At 59.7% G+C, this 22249-nt stretch carries 20 protein-coding genes and 1 other RNA gene; 7 read left to right on the top strand and 14 right to left on the bottom strand.

What is annotated here, in order from left to right; all coding sequences use genetic code 11:
- Positions 1 to 81: 81 nt before the first annotated feature.
- On the top strand, positions 82 to 1704 hold the full coding sequence (locus tag DXT88_RS19220; protein ID WP_265215621.1) for a methyl-accepting chemotaxis protein: 1623 nt from the start codon (positions 82 to 84) through the stop codon (positions 1702 to 1704).
- A 66-nt stretch (positions 1705 to 1770) separates the two neighbouring features.
- On the opposite strand, the gene DXT88_RS19215 is transcribed toward DXT88_RS19220, so the two are convergent.
- The 4 genes from DXT88_RS19215 to DXT88_RS19200 form a co-directional block, all read right to left on the bottom strand.
- Positions 1771 to 3090, bottom strand: coding sequence for an MFS transporter (locus DXT88_RS19215; RefSeq protein ID WP_016835856.1), 1320 nt, complete (start codon positions 3088 to 3090; stop codon positions 1771 to 1773).
- A gap of 190 nt (positions 3091 to 3280) precedes the next feature.
- On the bottom strand, positions 3281 to 4033 hold the full coding sequence (locus DXT88_RS19210; protein ID WP_016835855.1) for an SDR family oxidoreductase: 753 nt from the start codon (positions 4031 to 4033) through the stop codon (positions 3281 to 3283).
- 76 nt (positions 4034 to 4109) lie between these two features.
- Positions 4110 to 4184: non-coding RNA, sX9 sRNA (locus tag DXT88_RS19205), on the bottom strand.
- Positions 4185 to 4244: 60 nt separating this feature from the next.
- A complete protein-coding gene (locus tag DXT88_RS19200; protein ID WP_016835854.1) occupies positions 4245 to 5090 on the bottom strand; it encodes a fumarylacetoacetate hydrolase family protein in 846 nt (281 codons plus the stop codon).
- A 596-nt stretch (positions 5091 to 5686) separates the two neighbouring features.
- Between DXT88_RS19200 and DXT88_RS19195 the strand changes: the two genes are divergently transcribed.
- Positions 5687 to 7132: a sensor domain-containing diguanylate cyclase gene (locus tag DXT88_RS19195; protein WP_265215620.1), complete on the top strand. Its 1446-nt coding sequence runs from the start codon at positions 5687 to 5689 to the stop codon at positions 7130 to 7132.
- A gap of 35 nt (positions 7133 to 7167) precedes the next feature.
- On the opposite strand, the gene DXT88_RS19190 is transcribed toward DXT88_RS19195, so the two are convergent.
- The 7 genes from DXT88_RS19190 to DXT88_RS19160 form a co-directional block, all read right to left on the bottom strand.
- Positions 7168 to 8349, bottom strand: a complete 1182-nt coding sequence (locus DXT88_RS19190; protein ID WP_265215619.1) for a M20 aminoacylase family protein — start codon at positions 8347 to 8349, stop codon at positions 7168 to 7170.
- 24 nt (positions 8350 to 8373) lie between these two features.
- Positions 8374 to 9795: a M20 family metallopeptidase gene (locus tag DXT88_RS19185; RefSeq protein ID WP_265215618.1), complete on the bottom strand. Its 1422-nt coding sequence runs from the start codon at positions 9793 to 9795 to the stop codon at positions 8374 to 8376.
- A gap of 91 nt (positions 9796 to 9886) precedes the next feature.
- Positions 9887 to 10750, bottom strand: a complete 864-nt coding sequence (locus tag DXT88_RS19180; protein WP_265215617.1) for an ATP-binding cassette domain-containing protein — start codon at positions 10748 to 10750, stop codon at positions 9887 to 9889.
- Complete coding sequence (locus DXT88_RS19175) at positions 10747 to 11757, bottom strand: ABC transporter ATP-binding protein (protein WP_265215616.1); 1011 nt, start codon at positions 11755 to 11757, stop codon at positions 10747 to 10749. Before DXT88_RS19175 ends, DXT88_RS19180 begins: the two co-directional genes overlap by 4 nt.
- A gap of 13 nt (positions 11758 to 11770) precedes the next feature.
- A complete protein-coding gene (locus DXT88_RS19170) occupies positions 11771 to 12700 on the bottom strand; it encodes an ABC transporter permease (protein ID WP_016835763.1) in 930 nt (309 codons plus the stop codon).
- A gap of 9 nt (positions 12701 to 12709) precedes the next feature.
- Positions 12710 to 13627 carry an ABC transporter permease gene (locus DXT88_RS19165; protein WP_265215615.1) on the bottom strand — a complete coding sequence of 306 codons (918 nt, stop codon included), beginning with the start codon at positions 13625 to 13627 and terminating at the stop codon, positions 12710 to 12712.
- A gap of 67 nt (positions 13628 to 13694) precedes the next feature.
- Positions 13695 to 15266, bottom strand: coding sequence for an ABC transporter substrate-binding protein (locus DXT88_RS19160; protein ID WP_050977749.1), 1572 nt, complete (start codon positions 15264 to 15266; stop codon positions 13695 to 13697).
- A gap of 220 nt (positions 15267 to 15486) precedes the next feature.
- Between DXT88_RS19160 and DXT88_RS19155 the strand changes: the two genes are divergently transcribed.
- Positions 15487 to 16398, top strand: a complete 912-nt coding sequence (locus tag DXT88_RS19155; RefSeq protein WP_265215614.1) for a LysR family transcriptional regulator — start codon at positions 15487 to 15489, stop codon at positions 16396 to 16398.
- Positions 16399 to 16410: 12 nt separating this feature from the next.
- On the opposite strand, the gene DXT88_RS19150 is transcribed toward DXT88_RS19155, so the two are convergent.
- Positions 16411 to 16920, bottom strand: a complete 510-nt coding sequence (locus DXT88_RS19150) for an Lrp/AsnC family transcriptional regulator (protein WP_265215613.1) — start codon at positions 16918 to 16920, stop codon at positions 16411 to 16413.
- Between the two features lie 239 nt (positions 16921 to 17159).
- On the opposite strand from DXT88_RS19150, the gene DXT88_RS19145 reads away from it, so the two are divergent.
- Positions 17160 to 18176 carry a 1-aminocyclopropane-1-carboxylate deaminase gene (locus DXT88_RS19145; RefSeq protein ID WP_016835759.1) on the top strand — a complete coding sequence of 339 codons (1017 nt, stop codon included), beginning with the start codon at positions 17160 to 17162 and terminating at the stop codon, positions 18174 to 18176.
- 111 nt (positions 18177 to 18287) lie between these two features.
- On the top strand, positions 18288 to 18530 hold the full coding sequence (locus tag DXT88_RS19140) for a hypothetical protein (RefSeq protein ID WP_265215612.1): 243 nt from the start codon (positions 18288 to 18290) through the stop codon (positions 18528 to 18530).
- 18 nt (positions 18531 to 18548) lie between these two features.
- On the opposite strand, the gene DXT88_RS19135 is transcribed toward DXT88_RS19140, so the two are convergent.
- The gene (locus DXT88_RS19135) at positions 18549 to 19433 is read right to left on the bottom strand and encodes a LysR family transcriptional regulator (protein ID WP_016835757.1); all 885 of its coding nucleotides are present in this window, start codon (positions 19431 to 19433) and stop codon (positions 18549 to 18551) included.
- A 107-nt stretch (positions 19434 to 19540) separates the two neighbouring features.
- Between DXT88_RS19135 and DXT88_RS19130 the strand changes: the two genes are divergently transcribed.
- Positions 19541 to 20470, top strand: a complete 930-nt coding sequence (locus DXT88_RS19130; RefSeq protein WP_265215611.1) for an NADP-dependent oxidoreductase — start codon at positions 19541 to 19543, stop codon at positions 20468 to 20470.
- Between the two features lie 141 nt (positions 20471 to 20611).
- Positions 20612 to 21481 carry an SDR family oxidoreductase gene (locus tag DXT88_RS19125; RefSeq protein WP_265215610.1) on the top strand — a complete coding sequence of 290 codons (870 nt, stop codon included), beginning with the start codon at positions 20612 to 20614 and terminating at the stop codon, positions 21479 to 21481.
- A 54-nt stretch (positions 21482 to 21535) separates the two neighbouring features.
- Here the strand turns inward: DXT88_RS19125 and DXT88_RS19120 are convergent, their stop codons facing one another.
- A complete protein-coding gene (locus DXT88_RS19120; RefSeq protein ID WP_265215609.1) occupies positions 21536 to 22093 on the bottom strand; it encodes a TetR/AcrR family transcriptional regulator in 558 nt (185 codons plus the stop codon).
- Between the last annotated feature and the right edge of the window lie 156 nt (positions 22094 to 22249).

Here is a 22249-nt window from a genome sequence, read left to right as displayed (position 1 = left end):
TTGCGCGCCGCCGTGGGAAATCTCCATGCATTCCTGCTGCATTCGTTGTCATTCCAATATCGCATAAGAACAGAGACTTCTATGAACATTCTTGCCAACCTGAAGATCGGCAAACGACTCGCGCTGGGCTTCTCCATCATTCTGCTGCTGGCCATTACCATCATCTGCATCGGCATCTGGCGCCTGCAAGGCGTGACCGACGCCACCAAGGCCATGATGCAGCGTCCGCTGGAAAAAGAACGCCTCATCAGCGACTGGTTCCCGATCGTGCAAACTTCCATCACGCGCGTGACGGCGATCGCCAAGAGCACCGATCCGGCGCTGGCGCCGTTCTTCGCCAAGGAAGATGCGGCCTCGTCGAAGATCTCGACCGAGCTGCTCAAGAAGCTGCAACCGATCCTGGAAAGCGAACAGGAACTGACGCTGTTCAAGAAGATCGAGACGCAGCGTTCGTTGTACGTCGCGGCGCGCGACCAGATGCGCAAGGCCAAGGCGGCCGGCGACCTGGACGAAGCCAATCGTTTGCTGGAAAGCGCCTTCATGCCGCGCGCCAATGATCTCAAAGATGCACTGCAGAATCTGCTGACGATGCAGCGCAAGAGCATCGACGACACCGCCACCGACATCGAACGCATGGCCCAGACCGGCCGTACGCTGTTGATCGTGCTGGGCGTGCTGATCCTGTTGTTCGGCGTCAGCAGCGCCTGGTACCTGACCGTCAACATCACGCGTCCGCTGACTGTCGCGGTCGGCGTGGCGCGTTCGATCGCCGACGGCGACCTGACCGCGCACATTGAAGTGCGCAGCAAGGATGAAGTCGGCATGCTGTTGTCCGCATTGAAAGACATGAACGGCAGCCTGCTGAAAATCGTCGGCGACGTGCGCGGCGGCACCGATGCCATCGCCACCGCATCGAGCCAGATCGCCAGCGGCAATCTCGACCTGTCCTCGCGTACGGAAGAGCAGGCCAGTTCGCTTGAACAGACCGCTGCAGCGATGGAGCAATTGTCGGCGACCGTCAAACAGAACTCCGACAATGCCGTGCAGGCCAATGCACTGGCGACCTCGGCATCGGGCGTCGCGGCTGAAGGCGGCGACGTGGTCGGCGCCGTGATTTCGACCATGCGCTCGATTGACGCGTCGTCGAAGAAGATTGTCGACATCATCAGCGTGATCGACGGCATCGCCTTCCAGACCAATATCCTGGCGTTGAACGCAGCGGTCGAGGCGGCGCGGGCCGGCGAGCAAGGCCGCGGGTTTGCCGTGGTAGCGTCGGAAGTGCGCAGCCTGGCGCAACGCAGCGCCGCCGCGGCCAAGGAAATCAAGCAACTGATCGGCGACTCGGTGGACAAGGTCGGCGCCGGCACCAAGCTGGTGGAAAAGGCCGGTGTGACCATGGATGAGGTGGTTGCCAGCGTCAAGCGCGTGACCGATGTGGTCAGCGAGATATCCGCCGCCAGCCGTGAGCAGAGCGAGGGCATCGACCAGGTCAAGCATGCCGTGACGCAGATGGACGGCGTCACGCAGCAGAATGCCGCGCTGGTCGAAGAAGCCGCCGCCGCCGCGCAATCGCTGCAGCAGCAGGCCGCCAACCTGGCGCGCATCGTCAGCGTGTTCAAGCTGGGGCACGAGCTGAGCACCGGACAGGCGCCACGCGCGCGGCGCGAAATCGACATCACCGCCGCTCCGGCACGGCTGCGCTGAGGTATTTTTCGAAGCAAAAAAAGCCGCCCGAGGGCGGCTTTTTTCATGCTGCGGACAACGACATGATTACTTGGCGACGGGTTCGCGGAAGTAGATGCGCTTGGGCAGCGCCCACAACAGCAAGGCCGCGCCGACCAGGCATTCCAGCGCCACCACGTACAGGCCCAGCGAAGCGCTGCCGGTGATGTCGCGGATCTTGCCGACCATGTACGGCGTGATGATGCCGCCGAGCTGGCCGACCGAGTTGATCAGTGCGATGCCGCCGGCCGCTGCGGCGCCGGTCAGCACGCGCGGAGGCAGGATCCAGAACAGGCCGATGCCGGCGATGATGCCGGTTGCGGCGAACGACAGGCCGACCACCAGCACCAGCGTGTTGCTGCCGAAGTAGGCGCTCACGGCATAACCGACGGCGCCGGCCAGCGCGCAACCTGCCAGGTGCCAGCGGCGTTCGCCGGTGCGGTCCGAGCTGCGGCCGATCAGGATCATGCCGATGGCGGCGCACAGGTAAGGAATCACCGTGATCAGGCCGATGATGAAGGTGTCGTCGGTGCCGGCGGTCTTGATCAGTTGCGGCATCCAGAACACCAGGCCGTAGATGCCGGAAGCCAGCACCAGGTAGATCAGCGACATAGTGATGGTCGACGGCTGCTTGAGCGCGTCGCGGAAGGAATGCACCGCTTCGCTCTTCGGCTCGGCTGCGAGGCGGGCCAGCAGCAGTTTCTTTTCATCGTCTTTCAGCCAGCGCGCGTCTTCGATCTTGTTGTCGATGACGATCCAGCAGATCACGCCGAGCACGATCGACGGAATGCCTTCCAGCAGGAACAGCCATTGCCAGCCGTGCAGCGAGCTCACGCCGTGGGTGAACTTCATGATGCCGCCCGAGATCGGGCCGCCGATCATGCCGCACAGGGCGATGGCCGCCATGAACAGCGAATTGATGCGACCGCGGCGTTGCGACGGGAACCAGTTGGTGAAGAAATACAGCGCGCCCGGCACGAAGCCGGCTTCAAGGCTGCCGATCAGGAAACGCAGGATGTAGAACCCGGTTTCATTGGTGACGAACATCATCGCCGCCGAGGCGATGCCCCAGGTGACCATGATGCGGGCGATCCAGCGCTTCGGACCGACCTTGTGCAGGATCATGTTGCTCGGGATTTCAAACAGGAAGTAGCCGACGAAGAAGATACTCGCGCCGAGGCCGTAGACGGCGTCGGAGAAACCGAGATCCTGCTGCATCTGCAACTTGGCGAAACTGATATTGACGCGGTCGAGATAAGCGAACACGAAGCAGATCACGAGCAGCGGCACGAAGCGCAGCGTGATGCGGCGGTATAGATTGGATTCCTGGATATCCTGCGCGGTGGCCGGATAGGGTACTGCTGCCATAACATCTCTCCTCTGAAGCAATAAAAGGGCGCAGCATGCCGACCCGGAATGCTTGTGGCATGCCGGGCAAACAGGCTGTAGTAATTTTTATTATTGGCGGATAGCTCGACGCATGTTCAATGCGCCGCCGCCGGTGCGGCGGACGCTATCCGTTTGATTCCGGCTGGATCAGTAGTGATTCAGTGCCGGGTCAATATGTCGCGCGGCCGCCGGACAGGTCAAAGACCGATGCGGTGGTGAACGAGTTTTCTTCCGACACCAGCCAGCTCACCATGGCGGCGATCTCTTCCACTTTGACGAAGCGTCCGCGCGGGATCTTCGACAGCATGTAGTCGATGTGGGCCTGGGTGCATTGTTCCAGGATGCGGGTTTGCGCCGCAGCCGGGGTGATCGCGTTGACGGCGATGTTCTTGGTCGCGGTTTCCTTGCCGAGGCTCTTGGTCAGGGCGATCAGGCCTGCCTTGGCGGCGCTGTAGGCGGACGCGGTCGGATTGCCTTCCTTGCCGGCGATGGAAGCGATGTTGACGATGCGGCCGTAGTTTTGCGCGATCATGCGTTGCACCACCACCTGGTTGACGTAGAACGCGCCGTTCAGGTCGATGTCGATGACGCGGCGCCATTCTTCCGGCGAGTAGTCGGCGACGAGGCCGTTCTGGCCCGCGATGCCGGCGCTGTGCACCAGCACGTCGATCGATTGCGTGACTTTTTCAGTGGCTTCGATGGCGCGTTGCACGGCGGCCTGGTCGGCGATGTTGACGGCGACGGTTTCGACGTTGCCGAGCGACTCGAGCTTGGCGCGCGCTTCCTGCAGCAACTTCTCATCGAGGTCCCACAGGACGACTTTGGCCTTGCCTTGCAGCAGACGTTCGGCGATGGCGAAACCGATGCCTTGCGCACCGCCGGTGATGATCGCGCTGCGACCCTGGAAATCGTAATGATTCATGTGAACTCCGTTCTCTTTGCTCTTGAGGTGACCTGTTGGAATCTGCCTCTGCGGGCAGTTCTTATCGCGTCAAACTTGTTGTTGTTCCGTAGCGAGAAGTCGTCAGCCGGTGGCGGACGGAGCGCAGGAACCGGAATGTACTTCAGTACATGAGATTCCGAGCACCGCCCGACGCCGGATCACGGCTTCGCAGTAGGAACAAAAGCAAGTTTTATGCGTTGACAGTCTTTTGCTGTTGTTCGCCCAGGCCTTCGATGCTCAGGCGCATGGTTTGGCCGGCAGTCAGGTAGACAGCATTCGGCTTGACGCCCATGCCGACGCCTGGAGGCGTACCTGTCGAGATCACGTCGCCCGGTTGCAGGCTCATGAACTTGCTCAGGTAGGAAATGATGAACGGCACGTTGAAGATCATCGTGTTGGTGTTGCCGTTCTGGTAGCGCTTGCCGTCGACTTCCAGCCACAGTTGCAGGTTGTTCGGGTTGGCGATTTCATCGCGCGTCACCAGCCATGGGCCGATCGGACCGAAGGTGTCGCAACCCTTGCCCTTGTCCCAGGTGCCGCCGCGTTCGGTTTGGTATTCGCGCTCGGAGACGTCGTTGACGACGCAATAGCCGGCGATGTGCGACAGCGCATCCTTTTCTTCGATGTACGAAGCGGCCTTGCCGATGACCACGCCCAGTTCGACTTCCCAGTCGGTCTTCTTGGAGCCGCGTGGGATCTTGACGTCGTCGTTGGGACCGACCACGGCCGATGTCCACTTGTTGAACACGACTGGTTCGGCTGGAATGGGCAGGCCGGATTCAGCAGCGTGGTCGGCGTAGTTCAGGCCGATGCAGATGAACTTGCCGATGTTGCCGACGCAGGCGCCGATACGTGGATTGCCGTCGACCACCGGCAGGCTTTGCAGGTCCAGTGCGCGGATTTTCGCCAGGGTAGCGTCATCCAGAGCGGCGCCGTTGACGTCCTTGATATGTGCCGACAGGTCGCGGATCTTGCCGGCCTGATCCAGGATGCCTGGCTTTTCTTGGCCGACAGGGCCGTAACGGAGTAATTTCATTGCTCTTCCTTTGGTGGTTGGTCTAAATAAGGCGCCATCGTGGCGACTGCGGCGCATGGTCCTGCTTGGGAATCGAGATAATACCAATTAATTGGTAAGACCATCAAACAACTTTGCCGCGTTTCAGGTGAAAATTTATAAACCAGAGGTGTCATTTCCAATGAGGTTCTGATAGCGAGGGTGGCCAAGCACCTGTAAATCAGCTGCTTCGCGAGAGAAGAAATAGCATTTTTGAAAATATTGTCAAAGAAATAATCTGTCCTCGATAGCCGTTTTTGTCGTTCTTGATTGACATGCGATCCATGCTCCCGACGCGACGCTGCCGGGGCATGACGGCAAGAGTTCGGCGTGATCTGGTGGTTTAACTACATGAAATAGTTAGCACGGAAGACTGCACGTGCAGCCAAGAGTAAATGTCGTCTGTGGCATACGTTCCGTTTCGGCAAGCTGTTGAAACACAGGCTTTTGTGCGTTAATTACGGCTGTCGGATTCAGGGGCGGAAGCGTTGTCATGCTTGCGATCAAACAAATAGAACAGATGGGGTTTTAAAATTAAGCGTTTAGGGAAGGCTCTTAAAATAAGTGCGGCTCTGTTGATGGCAATGGTATTCGGCTTGTTTGGCTGGATGCTGTACAAGAGTCATGAGGAAGCAAGCCAATACGCTGTCGAGACGTCGCAAAACATCACGCTGATGGCTCAGCGCGACATCGTGCGGAATATAGAGATACTGTCGTTGTCTCTGGATGCCCTGGCTAATCGCTATCAAGATCCCCTGTTTCGGCAGCTGACCCACAACCAGCAATATTCCTACCTTTTCGGCAGCGTGGCTGCGGCGAAGCATGTAATCGTCATGGCGGTGCTTGACGCCGCTGGAAAAGTCGCGGTGTCGTCCCTGCCGGGTACCCCGGCCAATACGTATGGCGATCGCCTCTATTTCACGGTTCAGCGAGACCGGCCGGAAACCGGCCTGTATATTTCGCCGCCCATTACGGCCAAGTTCGATCGGGAGCTTCAGGTCGTCGTCTTGTCCAAGCGCCTATCCAATCAAGACGGCAGTTTTGCGGGTGTCGTGGTCATGGCTCTCGATCTTTCCTATTTTCGTGAATTGTTCAGCGGAATTGCGTTGGGCGAAGATGGCGTGATGTCTCTCTACGCTCGCAGCGGCGTGGTCTACATGCGGCTGCCGTATGCTGCGTCAATGATTGGTCGCGACATCAGTTCCAGCGACAATTTCTTGCGGATAAAATCGCTGATTCAACAGGAGAGCGGTAGCTTCTTCGCCCGGGCTGTCACCGATGGCGTAAAACGTTTGTACGCCTTCCGGAATGTTCCCGGGACGCAGCTGGTTGTCTTTGTTGGTCGTTCCGAAAAGCATATTTTCAGTCATTGGACGGAAAGCCTCTACGCTCTCGGCGGTGCGATGCTGGTCTTCACCGTCGTCTGCATGGCGCTTTTTTACATATTGCGAAACGAGCTCAAGAAACGACGTCGGGCCGAGGAAAGATTGCAGGAACTGGTGTCTGTCGACGACTTGACGAAGCTGCTCAATCGGCGCGCGCTGGACAACGCGCTAGGCGATCTGTGGAGCAGAAGCCGGCGCGGCAGGGGGATATTTTCGATTCTGTTCATCGATGTCGATTACTTTAAATTTTACAACGACACCTATGGCCATCAAAAAGGAGACGACGTTCTTGTATCCGTCTCCCGCGCCATCTCCACGCAGTTGCCGCGAAGTTCGGACCTCGCTGCACGCTATGGTGGAGAAGAGTTCATCGTCGTGCTGGCGGAAACAGACGCAGACGGGGCCCTCCACGTCGGCGAGAAAATTCGGGGCGCAATCGAAGCACTCAATATCCCACACGCGAAAAGCCAAATTGGCCATATTTCGGCGAGCATCGGCGCAGCCATGTACGACAGCACTGTCCATGATTCCATCAATGCAGTGTTGAATGCCGCTGACAGCGCGCTATATGCGGCCAAGGGGAACGGGCGAAACAACGTCCAGATAAGCGCGAAGCCAGTCAATTCGATGCATCTTTAACGCAACCATGGGCAAGGCGGCTTTTTCCTTCCGGCTTATTGCGCCTGCAAGTACCGTTCCACCAGACGCGTCCAGTAAGCCGCACCCACAGTGACATTGTCGTCGCTGAAGTCATAGTGCGCGTTGTGCAGCATCGGCTTTCCTGCACCGTTGCCGACGCGTAGAAAACAACCCGGACGCTGCTGCAGGAAATAGGCGAAATCTTCGCTGCCGGCGATCGGCGGGAACGACGGAATGATCTTGTCTGCGCCGACCAGTTCCACCGCGATCTGTTTCGCGAACTCGGTTTCAGCCTCTGAATTGACCAGCACCGGATAGCCGCGGATGTACTCGACTTCCGCTTTGGCGCCGTAACCTTCAACGTGAGATTGCACCAGCGCGCGGATGCGCTGCTCCAGCAGTTCGCGCACCCCTTGCTTGAAGGAGCGCACGCTCAGTTCCATCGTGGCATGCTCCGGAATCACATTGGCTGCATGGCCGGCGTGCAGCGAACCGACCGTCACCACCGCAGCTTCCATCGGATCGATATTGCGTGACACCACGGTCTGCAAAGCCATCACCAGACTGCTGGCGGCGACCAGTGGATCGATCGACTGGTGCGGACGCGCTGCGTGGCTACCCTTGCCGAGGATCTTGATCTTTACCGTGTCGCAAGCTGCCATGAACGGGCCGGCGCGAAACATGAAGGTGCCAGTTTCCACCCCCGGATGATTGTGCATGCCGAAGATCGCATCGCAGGGAAAGCGTTCGAACAATCCATCCCTGATCATCTGTACGGCGCCGCTGTTGAAGCCGGCTTCTTCCGCCGGTTGAAAGATCAGGTTGACGGTGCCGTCGAAATTGCGCGTGCGCGACAACTGCAATGCCGCGCCGAGCAACATCGCGGTGTGGCCGTCGTGGCCGCAGGCGTGCATTTTCCCCTGGCGTTCGCTGGCATAGGAGAGGCCGGTCATTTCGTTGATCGGCAGCGCATCCATATCGGCGCGCACGCCGATGCTGCGCGTGCTGCTGCCGGAACGCAAGGTGGCGACCAGGCCGTGGCCGCCGATGTTGCGCGCGACGGCATAGCCCCAGCTTTCCAGGCGTGCCGCCACCAGCGCTGCGGTATCGACTTCTTCATATGACAATTCGGGATGCTGGTGGATGTGACGGCGGATCCCGACCAGCTCATCCTTGACGTCGTCCAGATCGGCGATCCGGCAAAACTCTGTACTCATGTGTTCACTCCGGAAATTCGGCTCCTAGGCCGCGACGGCGAGCATTGTTCTGCGCGCCAGCACTTGCGCGCCCTGTTCTGACAAATCCCAGAACAAGCCGGCCATGACTTGCAATGACTCGCGCGATACGCTGGCAAGTATATGCTCGTTGGGTGCATGCTGCGAGCAGGCAGGATACGAGTGCGGCACCCACAGTGTCGGCAAGCCGAGCACGTCGGAGAACACGTCGTTGGGCAACGAGCCGCCCAGATTGGGCAACAAGGTCGGCTGCTTGCCGCTGGTCTCCTGCATCGACGCCAGACCCCAGCGTACCCATTCATCGTCCGGATTGAGGCGGGTCGCGGTGAACTGGATGCCGGACAGCGAGACCTCAACGTCGGTGTAACCATGCGCGTCGAGATACCCCCGGATGTTGGCGATGAAATTCTTGTCGTCGCTGCCGACCACGAAACGGATCTGGCAATGTGCCGAGGCATGGCCGGGAATCGCATTGACCGGCATTTCCGGATTACCGGTCTTGAACGCCAGCACTTCCAGCGTGTTCCAGCCGAATACCCGCTCGGCCGGCGTCAGGCCCGGCTCCCCCCAGTCCACGTCAACCTCCGGATCGTCAGGGCCACCGCCGACTTCGACATTGCGCAGTGCGTTGCGCACGCTCTGCGGCAAGGCATCCGGCAGCAGGCTGGGCACGCGTATACGGCCCTTGCCGTCGACCAGGCAAGCGATGGCGTTGGCCAGGCGCACGCCGGGGTTGCGCAGCAAGCCGCCCCAGTTGCCGGAGTGGTGGCCGCCGTTGCGCGAATTGACGCGCAGGTCGAAATTGCAGCCGCCGCGTGAGCCGAGGAACATAGTCGGTGTCGGCGCATTGACACGCGGTCCGTCGGAAGCAATGAAGAGATCCGATTTCAACTTCTCTGCATATTTTTCGGCGACTTCCCTGAGGCCCGGCGAGCCGGCTTCTTCGCCCATTTCCAGGATCACCTTGACGTTGTAGCCAAGCTTGCCGCCGCGCAGTTTCAGGACTTCGGCCAGCGCGGCGAAGTTGATGGTGTGTTGCGCCTTGTTGTCGGCGATGCCGCGACCGTACCAGCGGTCGCCTTCGACGACGATTTTCCAAGGATTGAGGCCTTCGCGCCATTGATTGTCATAGCCGCGCACGACGTCGCCGTGGCCATAGGTCAGCAGGGTGAAGACCGCATCGGCTTCCAGACGCTCCGCCAGCAGGAACGGTGTGCCACCCGGCAGCGGATTGTCGATCACTCCGCAGGTGAAGCCAAGGCCTTCGAGCTCAGGTTGAATTTCCTGCAGCAGGTAGTCATACAGAATCGGCCGGCTGGCAGCTTCCTGGCTCTCGGTGCGGATGGCGACGCGTTTCTGCAAGGCCGTCATGAAACGGCCGTCGTCGAAATAGGCGCTGGCCTGCGCGATGGCTTGTGCTCTGCTCATGTTGCTTCTCCTCGGTTATATAAATGAGATTCGATGAAATCAATAAGTCGTTCTGAAAAGCGGCGCGCCGTTTCGTGTTTCCTGTCTTTTTCTATCCGCTCACGGCCAGCTCCGGAATACCCAGTCCAGGCTCGGGCGTCAGCGCTGATGCCAACAGCATGCGCGTGTACGGATGCTGCGCGTCGGAGAAAATCTTTTCGCGCGTCTCCAACTCCACGATGCTGCCTTTGTGCATGACGGCGACACGGTCGACCAGATGCTCGACCACGCCGAGGTCATGGCTGATGAAGAGATACGTGAGACCGAACTCGGCTTTGAGATCCAGCAACAGGTTGAGAATCTGCGCCTGTACCGAAACATCCAGCGCCGACGTCGGCTCGTCGCAAATCAGAATGTCAGGCTGCAGGATCAGGGCGCGTGCGATCGCCACGCGCTGGCGCTGGCCGCCGGACAGCTGATTCGGATACTGGGCGTAGGTGCGCTCCGGCATGCCGACCAGATCGAGGATCCGGCGCACCGATTTCTGCTGCTCGGCGGAACTGCCGATGCGATGCAGCTTCAACGGCAGGCCGACGATTTCGGCAACGGTCTTGCGCGGGTTGAGCGAAGAATACGGATCCTGGAAAATCGGCTGGATGTGGCGCGCATTCTCCTTGCGCAGCGTCGGATCGACTTCCTGGCCGTTGATCAGGACATTGCCGGAAGTCGGCTCCAGCAATCCCAGCAGCATCTTGGCCAGCGTGCTCTTGCCGCAGCCGGATTCGCCGACCAGACCCAGCGTTTCGCCGCGATACAGACGCAACGAGACATCGCTGACAGCCCTGATCTTGCCGGGCGTCTTGAACATGCCGCGCTTGAGTGCGTATATCTTGCTCAGTGCACAGAGTTCCAGCGCGATGTCACTACCGGCAGGCGTGGCCGATATTTCGGCTGGCACGGATTCATTCATATTCATGCCGCCACCTCGCTCAGTTGCCGCGCGTCTGCCGCCGTCACCTTGTGACAGCGTACATGGTGAATCTTGTCGCCGCCGGCGGTATTGAGCATCGGCGGATCTTGCTCGCAGGCGGCGTCAGCCAGCGAACAGCGATTGCGGAAGACACAGCCGCCGATATTGCCGACCAGGCTCGGCACCACGCCGGGAATGGCTTGCAGCTTGCTCCCCGGCAGCGTCTTGCCGCGTACGGGAATGCAGTCAAGCAGACCGCGGGTATAAGGATGCCGGGGCGAGGCGAACAGTTGTCCGACGTCGGCGGTTTCCACCACCTGTCCGGCGTACATCACGGCGACGCGATCGGCGATGCGCGACACCACGCCGAGGTCGTGGGTGATGAAGACCACCGCCGTGCCGAACTCGCGCTGCAGTTCACGGATCATGCGCAGGATTTGCGCCTGTATGGTGACGTCCAATGCGGTAGTCGGCTCGTCGGCAATGATCAGGTCGGGACCGCACATCAGCGCCATGGCGATCATCACGCGCTGACGCAAGCCGCCGGAGAGTTGGTGCGGATACTGACGCAGACGATCTTCGGCATTGCTGATGCCGGTGCGGTGCAGCAGGTAGATGGCGCGATCGCGGGCTTCGGCGCGGGTGACGCCGGGCTTTTCCAGCATGGCTTCGCAGAGTTGGTTTCCCAGTGTGTACGAAGGATTGAGAGAAGTCATCGGCTCCTGAAAAATCATCGACATGCGCTGGCCGCGCAACTGATTCAGTTTTTTTTCCGGCAGGCCAAGCAATTCGACGCCGTCAAATGTCATGCGATCGGCGGTGCCGACAGCCTTGCGCGGCAACAGTCCCATCAATGCCAGCGAGGTCATCGATTTGCCGCAGCCGGATTCGCCGACCAGGCACAACATCTCGCCGCGCTTGACCTGGAAGTCGATGCCGCGCACGGCGTGCAGCATGCCGTTTTCGGTCGGCAGATCGACACGCAGATTTTTTACATCGAGAAGAACGCTCATCATCGTCTCCTTATCAGTTGCGGCCGTCAGGCGCGTTGACGTCGCGCAGACCGTCGCCGACCAGGTTGATCGCGAGCACCAGGATCGCCAATGCCACACCTGGAATCACGATGACCCAGGGCTTGAAGAACATGTAGGACTTTCCTTCCGAGACCATCAGACCCCAGGACGGCGTCGGTGGCTGCACGCCGAGTCCGAGAAAGGATAAGGTTGCCTCCAGCAGGATCGCATGCGCCATTTCCAGGGTAATGACGACAATCAGTGCGCTCATGATGTTGGGCAAAATCTCACGCACCAGAATGTAGGGCGTCGATGCGCCGATGGCCTTGGCGGCGGCGATGAATTCGGCGTCGCGCAGCTGCTGCGTCGCTGAACGCGTGACCACGGCGAAACGGTCCCACAGCAGCAAGCCGAGCAGGATAATCACGACCTTCAATGAACCGCCGACCAGCGAGGCCATCGCCAACGCAACCAACACCACCGGCATCGACAAGCGGGTAGTGATGACGTAGCTGATCAAGGCATCGACACGGCCGCCGAAGTAGCCGGCCAGAACCCCCAGCGTGGTGCCGATCACGCCGGAGATGAGCGCTGCAGCGCAACCGATGATCAGCGAGACGCGCGCGCCGTAGATCAAGCGGCTCAGATAATCCCGGCCGAGCTTGTCGGTGCCGAGTACATGGTCCCAACTGCCGAGCGCGTTCCAGATCGGCGGAATCAGGCGTTGCGAGACATTTTGCTCAAAGGGATCATGCGGCGCCAGCAAGGGCGCGAACAGCGCCGCCAGCACGATCACGGCGAGGATGGCCGCACCCAGCACCAGGCCGCGATGGCCGAGCATGCGGTTCAACTTGCGCCGCCACAGCGGCACCGGTTTGAGCGTTGCCTGTACAAAACCGGTTGTTTGGCTGGTCGGCATGGAAGGAGTGGAAATGGTCGTCATGGCGATTCCTCAGCGAGTGCGGATGCGCGGATCGAGCAGCGCGTTGATGACGTCGGCCAGGAAAGTGAGGCCGATATAAAACATCGCGATGATCAGCACCACCGCCTGCACCACCGGATAGTCGTTGCGCGAGATGGCGTCCCAGGCGAGCTGGCCGAGGCCTTGCATCGAATACACCGATTCAATCACCACCGAGCCGCCGAGCATGAAGCCAAGTTCCACCGCAGCGAGTGCGACGACCGGAATCACGGCATTGCGCAGCGCATGCTTGAAAATGACCTTGCCTTTGCTGAGGCCCTTGGCGCGTGCCGTACGGATGTAGTCGGAACCGAGCACCTCCAGCATGCCGGCGCGCGTCAGGCGCATCATTGCGGGCATGGCGTAATAGCCGAGAGCGATCGCCGGCAGGACGAAATTCTCCCAGCCTTCGTTGCCGGCGACCGGTAGCCAGTGCAGGGTCACCGAAAAAATCAGGATGAGGCTGAGGCCGAACCAGAAGCTGGGCATGGCCTGTCCTACCACCGCGATGAGGAGTGCGACGCGGTCCAGCCAGGTGTCGCGATAAATCGCCGCCAACACGCCAAGCGGAATGGCGACGGCGACGGCCAGCAGCAAGGCGATGCCGCCCAGCTTCATGGTGACCGGCAAGCGCTCGGCCACCATTTCCATGACCGGCCCCTGAAAGTAAAACGACTTGCCGAAATCCAGTTGCACCGCTTTGCCGAGCCAGTCGAAGTACTGCGACATCATCGGCCGGTCGAGCCCGAACTGCACGCGTATGGCTTCCACTTGCGTGGCGCTGGCTTCAGGCCCGGCGATCGCCGTGGCCAGGTCGCCCGACATGTGCAGCAGTGAAAAACTGACGATGGAGACCGTCACGGCAACGCACAGGGCGATACCGAAGCGACGCAAAATGTAGATCAGCATGGCGGCAAGCCCTCATCACGATCATGGTTGGCTGGACGGACGACGATGGCCGTCCGCCGTGGCGAAGCTACTTCCAGCTCGCTTCATAGAAACGCGGAAGTTCGTCCGGATAACCTTGGAACTTCAGCTGCGAGTTATAGGCGTAGAAGGTGGAGTAAGAGAACATCGGCGCCATGAAGGCTTGCCTGGAAATCGATTCCAGCGACTTCGTGTAGTTGGTCTTGCGCACAGCAGGGTCAACCGAGTTGTCGGCGGTTTCCAGCCATTGGCGCAATTGCGGGTCTTTGGTGATGTCGTCCGCGTTGCCCTTGAAGTAGACGCCGGTGAACGCCGATGCATCATTGATCGAGAAGGATGCCCAGGTCTGGAAGGTGAGCGGTGTCTTGCCGCTGCGATATTCCGTCAGCAGGGCGGCGAACTTCATGTAGCGCAGGCGTGCGCGGATGCCGACCTTGTGCAGATCGCCGATGATGGCTTCGGCGAATTCGCGCTCGCGGTAGGCGTAGATCTCGGTATCGAAGCCGTTCGGATAACCTGCTGCAGCCAGCAATTCCTTGGCCTTGGCGGGATTGTATTCATAGTTGATGACGGCCTTGGCGTCGCAACCGAACTGCGTGCGGAAGCAGGCGGTATACACCGGCTGGCTGCCGCCGCGCACCAGGTTGTCGGCGATGCCTTTGCGGTTGATCGCATAGTTGACTGCCTGGCGTACGCGCAGATCCTTGAACGGCGAATTCGGTCCCGAAGTGCCGGTGGCGTCGATGGTCAGGAAGCCGACGCGCATGGTTTCACCGCTTTGCACGGTGATCTTCGGCGTGGTCTTGAGCGACTCGGCCTGGTCAGCCGGCACGCGCCAGATCCAGTCAATGGCGCCGGTCATGAGTTGCGCTGAACGGGTTTCCGGATCAGGGATCACGACGAACTTGATGTTGCCGATCTTCGGCTGGCCTTGCGGACTTTCCTTGAAGTAGTTCGGGTTCCTGACCAGTGTCACACCCTGTCCCGGCACCACGCTGGTGGCTTTGTAGGGACCGGTGCCGATCGGCGCCTTGCTGAATCCTTCCAGGCCGAGTTTCTTGAAATAGACGCCGGGATAAATCGGCAACGGGCCGGCGAGATATTCCAGCGCGGCGGGGAAGGGACGCTTGAGGTTGATGCGCACCTTGTAGTCGCCGAGCTTTTCGACGTCCTTGATCCAGTCGGTGTTCTGACGCGTGACGGCCTTGGACTCGTTGGAGACGGCGTAGTTGAAGGTGAACACGACGTCATCGGCACTGAACTTGTCGCCGTTCTGGAATTGCACGCCCTGGCGCAGATCCATCACGAGCGCGGTCGGCGATTCCCACTTCCAGGCGGTGGCCAGCTGCGGTTTGTACTCGCCGGTCCTGGGATCGCGAAAGACCAGCGTGTCCCAGATCAGGTGGGCCAGGATGACGCCTTCGCGCAGGTTGTTGTGATACTGGCTGATGTTTTCGACCTCGCTGTCGGAGGCGTACACCAGCGTGTCGTTGGCCTTATTGGCCAATGCCGGGGTGGATATCGACAGCGTCGCGGCAGCCCCCGCCAACAGCAACGCATGTCGTGCATTGTGTACCCACGCAGCTCCGGATCCCTTTGCCACATTCTTTTTCGCGTTCATTCCCGACCTTCCATTCTGAATTGTTTGAAAAACAACGGCATGAAACTCAGCAACAAATTGAGCAACAAATTGAGCAACAACGTGAGTGGATACTAGGTCGATTGAGGTGCTGCAACAATTAGAGAATTCCTAAGCCTGCGTTGCCGAAATGAGAAGGCAGGCTTTTTGCTTGCTTGCGAGCGGTGGCGATGACGTCTGCATCGCATTCGCAAAGGCCGACATGAAATCTCAATATTTGCAAGATACTGCGCTGCGCTATTTCCTTGAAGTGGTGCGTTGCGGCTCGATCGCTGAAGCGTCGCAACGCCTGAATGTCGCCAGCTCGGCGATCAGCCGTCAGATCAGGAGCCTGGAAGAATTGCTCGACACCGTCCTGTTCGAGCGCCGGCCGCGCGGCATGGTGCTGAGCGCGGGCGGGGAAATGCTGGCCGCGCATGCGCAGAAGGTGAGGCTGGAAGCGGATCGCGTGGTGGCTGACCTGCTGGCGCTGAAGGGCTTGCGCAGCGGGCGCATCCGGGTGGCGGCGTCGGAGGGATTCGGCATCGACTTCATGCCGCGGCTGATCCGCAGCTTCCAGCAAAAGTATCCGGCGATTCAGTTTCAGGTATATGTGGGACCGCCGACGATGGTCTCGCGCCAGGTGCGCGACGGCAATGCCGACATCGGCGTGACCTTCAACCGCCTGCCTGAACCGGACATCAAGATCGTGCACCAGCAACCGGCGCCGGTGCTGCTACTCATGCGCAACGGCCATCCGCTGAGCAAGTTCAAGAGCGTGACATTGTCGCAACTGCGGCCTTATCCGCTGGCGCTGCCCGATCCGGACACCACGCTGCGGCAACTGTTCGACCTGGCGTGCAGCCGCCAGCAACTGGTATTCGAGCCCGTCCTCACCAGCAATTACATCCAGACGCTGCACAACTATCTGCTGGAAGGGGACGCGCTGTCGATCACAGGGGCGGTGACGGTACGCTATCGGATTGCCAAGGGTGAATTCACGATGGTGCCGATTCACGATCGTGCGCTTGATGGACGCTACGTTGAGGTGCAGACGCTATCGGGACGCACCTTGCCGCGCATCGTGGAAATCTTCCTCGACTATCTGCTGGGCGAGTTGAACGAGGACATCTGAGTTCCTTGCCATTCACAAATGCAGCTGGGTCGTCGACAGCACTTCCTTGATCACCATAAAGGTGCGCACCTGGCGTACGCCGGGCAGATACAGCAGCTGCTCGGCATGCAGGCGATTGAAGCTGTCGTTGTCCTTGGTGCGCACCAGCATGAAGTAGTCGAACTCGCCGGTGACGACGTGGCACTCCAGGCAACCTGACACTTTCTGCACCGCCTTTTCAAAGGCGGTGAATGATTCCGGCGTGGAGCGATCCAGCACCACGCCGATCATCACCAGCGTGCCGGCATCCAGCGCACGCGGATTAAGCAGCGCGACGATGCCCTTGATCAATCCCAACTCCTTGAGACGCTCCACCCGGCGCAGGCAGGCCGGCGCGCTGAGATTGACCCTGGCCGCCAGTGCGACGTTGGAAATCGAGGCGTCGCGTTGCAGCAGCTTGAGGATGGCGCGGTCGGTGCGATCGAGTGTGTCGTTGAAGGATTCCGTTTCAGCACTCTTGCTGCGCAATTTTATTGCTTTCATGGATTGTTTTTTCAGAATAAAAATAAACATAAATTATCAATTGAAGTATTACTCATCAAATAGTAGCGCAAGTTCGCAACCCTGATGCGCAGATTAATTCCTACAATGAAATCCAGCGCATACCGCTACACCATCACACGTCGTCGCACATCACACCGATATCGGAGGAGCAGTCCATGCCGTCCTTGTTCGCCAGTGCCGATGCGTGGATATCCCTTCACACTCCAGGAGCATCACGCATGAATCTGAAAAAATTCGCCCGCTATCCGCTGACTTTCGGCCCGACGCCGATTCAACCGCTCAAGCGCCTGAGCGCCCATCTCGGCGGCAAAGTTGAGCTCTACATGAAGCGCGAAGACTGCAATAGCGGCCTGGCCTTCGGCGGCAACAAGACGCGCAAGTTGGAGTACCTGATCCCGGAAGCATTGGAGGGCGGCTACGACACGCTGGTATCGATCGGCGGCATCCAATCCAACCAGACACGCCAGGTGGCAGCGGTGGCGGCGCACCTTGGCCTGAAGTGCGTGCTGGTGCAAGAGAACTGGGTGAACTATTCCGACGCCGTGTATGACCGCGTCGGCAACATCGAAATGTCGCGCATCATGGGCGCCGACGTGCGCCTTGATGCGGCAGGTTTCGATATCGGTATCCGCAAGAGCTGGGAAGATGCGATGGAGAGCGTGCGCCAGAATGGCGGCAAGCCGTATCCGATTCCGGCCGGTTGCTCGGAACATCCGAAGGGCGGCCTGGGCTTTGTCGCCTTTGCCGAAGAAGTGCGCCAACAGGAAGAAGAACTCGGCTTCAAGTTCGACTACATCGTTACCTGTGCCGTCACCGGCAGCACGCAGGCCGGCATGGTGGTCGGCTTCGCTGCGGACGGCCGCGCGGATCGCGTGATCGGCATCGACGCTTCGGCGAAACCAAAACAGACCTTCGACCAGATCCTGCGCATCGCCAAGAACACGGCGGGACTGGTGGAGCTGAACTACGACATCACCGAAAAAGACATCGTGCTCGACACACGCTTCGGCGGTCCGGAATACGGTTTGCCGAATGAAGGCACGCTGGAGGCGATTCGCCTGTGCGCACGCACCGAAGGCATCCTGACCGACCCGGTGTACGAAGGAAAGTCGATGCACGGCATGATCGAGAAGGTGCGGCTGGGCGAATTTCCGGAAGGCGCGAAGGTGCTCTACGCGCATCTCGGCGGTGTGCCCGCGCTCAATGCCTACAGCTTCATCTTCCGTAATGGCTAAGCGTCCTGAGCATCGTTCTTGCTTTGCAAAGTAAAGCATGAGGTCCGTCGACACACGTTATCGCCGGACCTTGCCCGCTTCAACAGGTATCGCTGTGCATGGGAGAGCCTTATGGATCCAGTTGTCAGTCCTGCCGTCGTATTGCTCCAGCAACTTGAAACACTGCTCAAGGACCCCGTTGTGGGGCCGCGCGTCGCGCAACGTGTGGCAGCGGCCATCGAAACCGTCATGCAAGAGCGGCTTGCCGATAAGGGAGACGCTCCCGATGTCGAGGCATATGCCAAACTGTGGATCCCGGCATGGGACGACGAGGGCGCGGCGCGGCGGGCCTTGATTTCCTTGGCGTCGATATAAAGGAAGATAGTCTTCAGTTCATCGGATTGGAATGGTGAACGTCCCATTGGGATATTGCTTGCACATGAACTCGACGAAAGCCCGCACTTTGGGACTTTGCAAACGGCGAGAGGTGTGCAGAACCCAAAGCTCAACTTCGTCGCCGGCAATTCCCCACGATACCAATTCCCCCTTTTCCAGCAAGCCGCCGATGATGGACTGCGGCAGCATCGCTGCCCCTGCGCCGTCGACAATGGCGTCCCGCACCATCAGCAGCGAAGACAGGCGCAGAACAGGTCGCGGTTCGATGGTGAACTGACCATTGCGAACCGACCAGACATCCCCGTCTCGATAGCCCGGCGTGACGACTGCCGGTACAGGAAACGGCTTGTCACGACCTCCTTTCGGCATCTGAATCGATGGTGCGGCCGCAAGGACCAGCCTGTCTTTGGCAAAGCATCTGCCGACCAGCGCGCTGTCCTTGCTCGGATTGATCCGTATGGCGACATCGAAATGCTCGTCTACCAGATTGACAAGGCGATCCTCAGCCACGGCTTCGATCTGCACTTCGGGGTAGCTCGCCAGGAACCGGGCGGCAATCCGCCCCAAGGCCAACTGCGAAAACAGGAGCGGCGCTGCGATACGCAAACGCCCTCGCGGCGTCGCAAGGCCGTCCCGTGCTGCCGCGACCGCGTCGGCGACCTCGTGCATCGGCCCCTCCGTTCTGGCGCGCAGCAGTTGGCCTGCTTCGGTCAACTCCAGGCTACGAGCGCCGCGCTCGATGAGCCGTATCCCCAATGCTTCTTCGAGATCGGCAACACGACGCGACAGAGTCGCTTTGGAGCGTCCGCTGGCGCGGCTGGCTTTGCCAAAGCCGCCGTGAGCGGCCACTAACTGGAAGTCCTCAAGGGCATTGAAATCCATGATGTCTCATTTTTAAAACGAAGTGTCTATATTTTACAGTCTTTGTTTTGTATGCGGGACGACCTATTATTTGTTCGTACGCAACCCACAACCTCAAAGGAGTAGTCATGAACAATATCCGTGCATTGGTTCTTACCGAATACGGCGGCCCATCCGCCCTCAAGATTTCGTCCATCGAAGCGCCGGTGGCAGGAGCAGGCCAAGTGCTGGTCCGCGTCCAGGCCGCGGGTGTCAACGGACTGGACTGGAAGGTCCGGGAAGGCTATGTCCGCGACGCTTTTCCATTGCAATTGCCGACCGTCCCAGGCATCGAACTGGCCGGCATCGTGGAAGCGGCGGGGGCGGGCACCCGACTGCGCAAAGGCGATCGCGTCATGGGACCGCGCGGCGGCCTCGGCGCCTATGCCGATCTGGTTGCGGTAGACGAGGCCAATCTTTGCCTGATACCTGAATCGCTGAGTTTCGTCGAGGCGGCAGCCTTGCCTGTGGCATCCGTGGCGGCATGGCAAAGCCTGAATTTTGCCGGTCCGATACAGGCCGGCCAGCGCATTCTTATCCACGGCGCTGCCGGTGGTCTCGGAGGATTCGCGGTGCAGTACGCGCATCAGGCCGGGGCCGTGGTATTTGCCGCCGCCTTGGAGGAGCATGCCGGCTACCTCCGCAGCCTGGGCGCTGACCACGTCATCGCCTACGACAAGGAACAGTTCGAAGCATCGGCACGCGATATCGACCTGGTGCTCGACTATGTCGGCGGCGAGGTGCTGAATCGATCGTGGTCCGTCCTTGCCGAAGATGGCGTCATCGTGAGCACCGCTTCGCCGGCCATCCAGGCGAGCACCCCCGCAGGACGCCGGGGCCTGTGGTTCATGAACACATCGGATGCCGCACGGCTGCAAGCAATCGCAGAGGACGTGGCGCACGGACGTTTGCAGTCGAAGGTAGGCGCGGTCGTAAGTTTCGATGAACTGCCTGCGGCGATCGAGCGCAATCGGACCCAGCCGCAAGTGGGCAAGACCGTCGTGGATTTTTCCCTCTGAACCAACTTCCAGAAGAAGAGAAAACGTCTGCCTGAGGCATGTCCTCAAGCATTTCGCGAATCTGTGGATAGAGCGATGTCGAGTTGATCGGGAGTTTCTATCCATTTTTGAATTTACCAACCAAACCAAGGAGTAATCATCATGACTATTATCGTTACCGGAGCTACCGGCACTGTCGGTCGCCAAGTTGTCGGGCAACTCGTGAAGCGTGGCGCCGATGTTCGCGCTCTCGTGCGCGACCCGTCGAAGGCAAATTTCCCGGCGGGCGTCGACGTCGTCCAGGGCGATCTGCTCGACGTCGACTCGCTGCGCCGCGCCTTCTCCGGCGTCTCGACGCTGTTCCTTCTCAACGGGGTGGTGCCCGACGAATACACGCAGGCGCTGATCGCGCTTAACGTCGCACGCGAGGCCGGCATCGAGCGGATCGTCTATCTCTCGGTGATTCACAGCGACCTCTACGTGAACGTGCCGCATTTCGCAGGAAAATTCGGTGTTGAACGCATGATCGAGCGAATGGGGCTCAACGCAACCATTCTGCGTCCCGCCTACTTCATGGGCAACGACCTCACGATCAAGGACGCGGTAACCGGCTACGGCATCTATCCGATGCCGATCGGCAGCAAGGGGCTGGCAATGGTTGATACGGGCGACATCGCCGAGATCGCGGCCATCGAACTTATCCGCCGGGAACGAACCGCCGTCCCACTTCCTCCGGACCGGATCAATCTCGTTGGTCCCGACACCTTGACCGGTGCAGACATCGCTGCGATCTGGACAGAAGTCCTGGGACGTCCGATCGCCTATCCGGGCGATGATCCCGCCGGGTTCGAGAAAAACCTCCGACAGTTCATGCCGAGCTGGATGGCCTTCGATATGCGCCTGATGAGCGAGCGTTTTCTTACTGAGGGAATGATTCCGGAAGCCGGCGATGTGGAACGCCTGACCGCGCTGCTGGGACGCCCGCTTCGTTCCTATCGTGATTTCGCTTCCGCGATTGCGGCGTCGGCCTGAGGCCGGAACATCAGGACATCAGGCCAAGGAGCGCCATCATGTTCTACTCGGCCATCATTCCCTTGGCCGGTTTGTCAGGATGGCGCTCGTAATAACGTGGAACAGATGATCTCCTCGCGGAGCGAATGAGGGTTGGTCGCCGACCCAGCCGAGCGCCGACATCAGAGCGAACAAATCTATCCCATCCATATCGGCGCGCGCCGTTCCGTCGGTCTGCGCACGGCGCAATAGTCGCGCGCCCGCTTCATGCACCGCCGAGCATGAAGCATAAAGCGCGGAGTTCGGGTCTTCGTGGGCGCGGGCCATCAAGGCAACGACGCCGCTATAGCTGTGAACGAATGCCACCCCTTCGCGAAACCATGACACCAGCGCTTCATCAGGCGGATGCGACGATTCGAATTCACTGGCTTTTTGCGTCAGTGCGTCCAGGTTGGTACGCAGCAACGCATCGAACAAGGCTTCTCGCGTCGGGAAATGGCGAAGCACTGTGGTCAGCCCGACGCCTGCGCGGCGGGCGATATCTCGCATGGACGCATCGGCGCCATGTTCGGTAACGACGTCGCGCGCGACCTCCAGGAGATGGCTGTAGTTTTTTAGGGCGTCAGCTCGCATGGACTTCCTTGACAAGTGGATCGGTGATCCGTATATTTAATAAATGGAGCGGTGATCCGGATGTTAAATCCCTGCATATCAAATCCATATATGGATCGCTGCTCCATAAGATACCGCGCATTTGTGCGAATGGAAACAGAAACGTGGTGCGACGCC

This window comes from Herbaspirillum lusitanum (assembly GCF_026127345.1).
Lineage (GTDB): Bacteria > Pseudomonadota > Gammaproteobacteria > Burkholderiales > Burkholderiaceae_D > Herbaspirillum > Herbaspirillum lusitanum.
The sequence above is the reverse complement of the archived record's forward strand: the minus strand, read 5'-3'. Positions and strand labels throughout refer to the sequence as shown.

Excerpts from the sequence above, each read along its gene's own strand:
- DXT88_RS19220 (WP_265215621.1), top strand. The coding sequence starts at position 82 with ATGAACATTCTTGCCAACCTGAAGATCGGCAAACGACTCGCGCTGGGC.
- DXT88_RS19215 (WP_016835856.1), bottom strand. The coding sequence starts at position 3,090 with ATGGCAGCAGTACCCTATCCGGCCACCGCGCAGGATATCCAGGAATCC.
- DXT88_RS19210 (WP_016835855.1), bottom strand. The coding sequence starts at position 4,033 with ATGAATCATTACGATTTCCAGGGTCGCAGCGCGATCATCACCGGCGGT.
- DXT88_RS19200 (WP_016835854.1), bottom strand. The coding sequence starts at position 5,090 with ATGAAATTACTCCGTTACGGCCCTGTCGGCCAAGAAAAGCCAGGCATC.
- DXT88_RS19195 (WP_265215620.1), top strand. The coding sequence starts at position 5,687 with ATGGCAATGGTATTCGGCTTGTTTGGCTGGATGCTGTACAAGAGTCAT.
- DXT88_RS19190 (WP_265215619.1), bottom strand. The coding sequence starts at position 8,349 with ATGAGTACAGAGTTTTGCCGGATCGCCGATCTGGACGACGTCAAGGAT.
- DXT88_RS19185 (WP_265215618.1), bottom strand. The coding sequence starts at position 9,795 with ATGAGCAGAGCACAAGCCATCGCGCAGGCCAGCGCCTATTTCGACGAC.
- DXT88_RS19180 (WP_265215617.1), bottom strand. The coding sequence starts at position 10,750 with ATGAATATGAATGAATCCGTGCCAGCCGAAATATCGGCCACGCCTGCC.
- DXT88_RS19175 (WP_265215616.1), bottom strand. The coding sequence starts at position 11,757 with ATGAGCGTTCTTCTCGATGTAAAAAATCTGCGTGTCGATCTGCCGACC.
- DXT88_RS19170 (WP_016835763.1), bottom strand. The coding sequence starts at position 12,700 with ATGACGACCATTTCCACTCCTTCCATGCCGACCAGCCAAACAACCGGT.
- DXT88_RS19165 (WP_265215615.1), bottom strand. The coding sequence starts at position 13,627 with ATGCTGATCTACATTTTGCGTCGCTTCGGTATCGCCCTGTGCGTTGCC.
- DXT88_RS19160 (WP_050977749.1), bottom strand. The coding sequence starts at position 15,266 with ATGAACGCGAAAAAGAATGTGGCAAAGGGATCCGGAGCTGCGTGGGTA.
- DXT88_RS19155 (WP_265215614.1), top strand. The coding sequence starts at position 15,487 with ATGAAATCTCAATATTTGCAAGATACTGCGCTGCGCTATTTCCTTGAA.
- DXT88_RS19150 (WP_265215613.1), bottom strand. The coding sequence starts at position 16,920 with ATGAAAGCAATAAAATTGCGCAGCAAGAGTGCTGAAACGGAATCCTTC.
- DXT88_RS19145 (WP_016835759.1), top strand. The coding sequence starts at position 17,160 with ATGAATCTGAAAAAATTCGCCCGCTATCCGCTGACTTTCGGCCCGACG.
- DXT88_RS19140 (WP_265215612.1), top strand. The coding sequence starts at position 18,288 with ATGGATCCAGTTGTCAGTCCTGCCGTCGTATTGCTCCAGCAACTTGAA.
- DXT88_RS19135 (WP_016835757.1), bottom strand. The coding sequence starts at position 19,433 with ATGGATTTCAATGCCCTTGAGGACTTCCAGTTAGTGGCCGCTCACGGC.
- DXT88_RS19130 (WP_265215611.1), top strand. The coding sequence starts at position 19,541 with ATGAACAATATCCGTGCATTGGTTCTTACCGAATACGGCGGCCCATCC.
- DXT88_RS19125 (WP_265215610.1), top strand. The coding sequence starts at position 20,612 with ATGACTATTATCGTTACCGGAGCTACCGGCACTGTCGGTCGCCAAGTT.
- DXT88_RS19120 (WP_265215609.1), bottom strand. The coding sequence starts at position 22,093 with ATGCGAGCTGACGCCCTAAAAAACTACAGCCATCTCCTGGAGGTCGCG.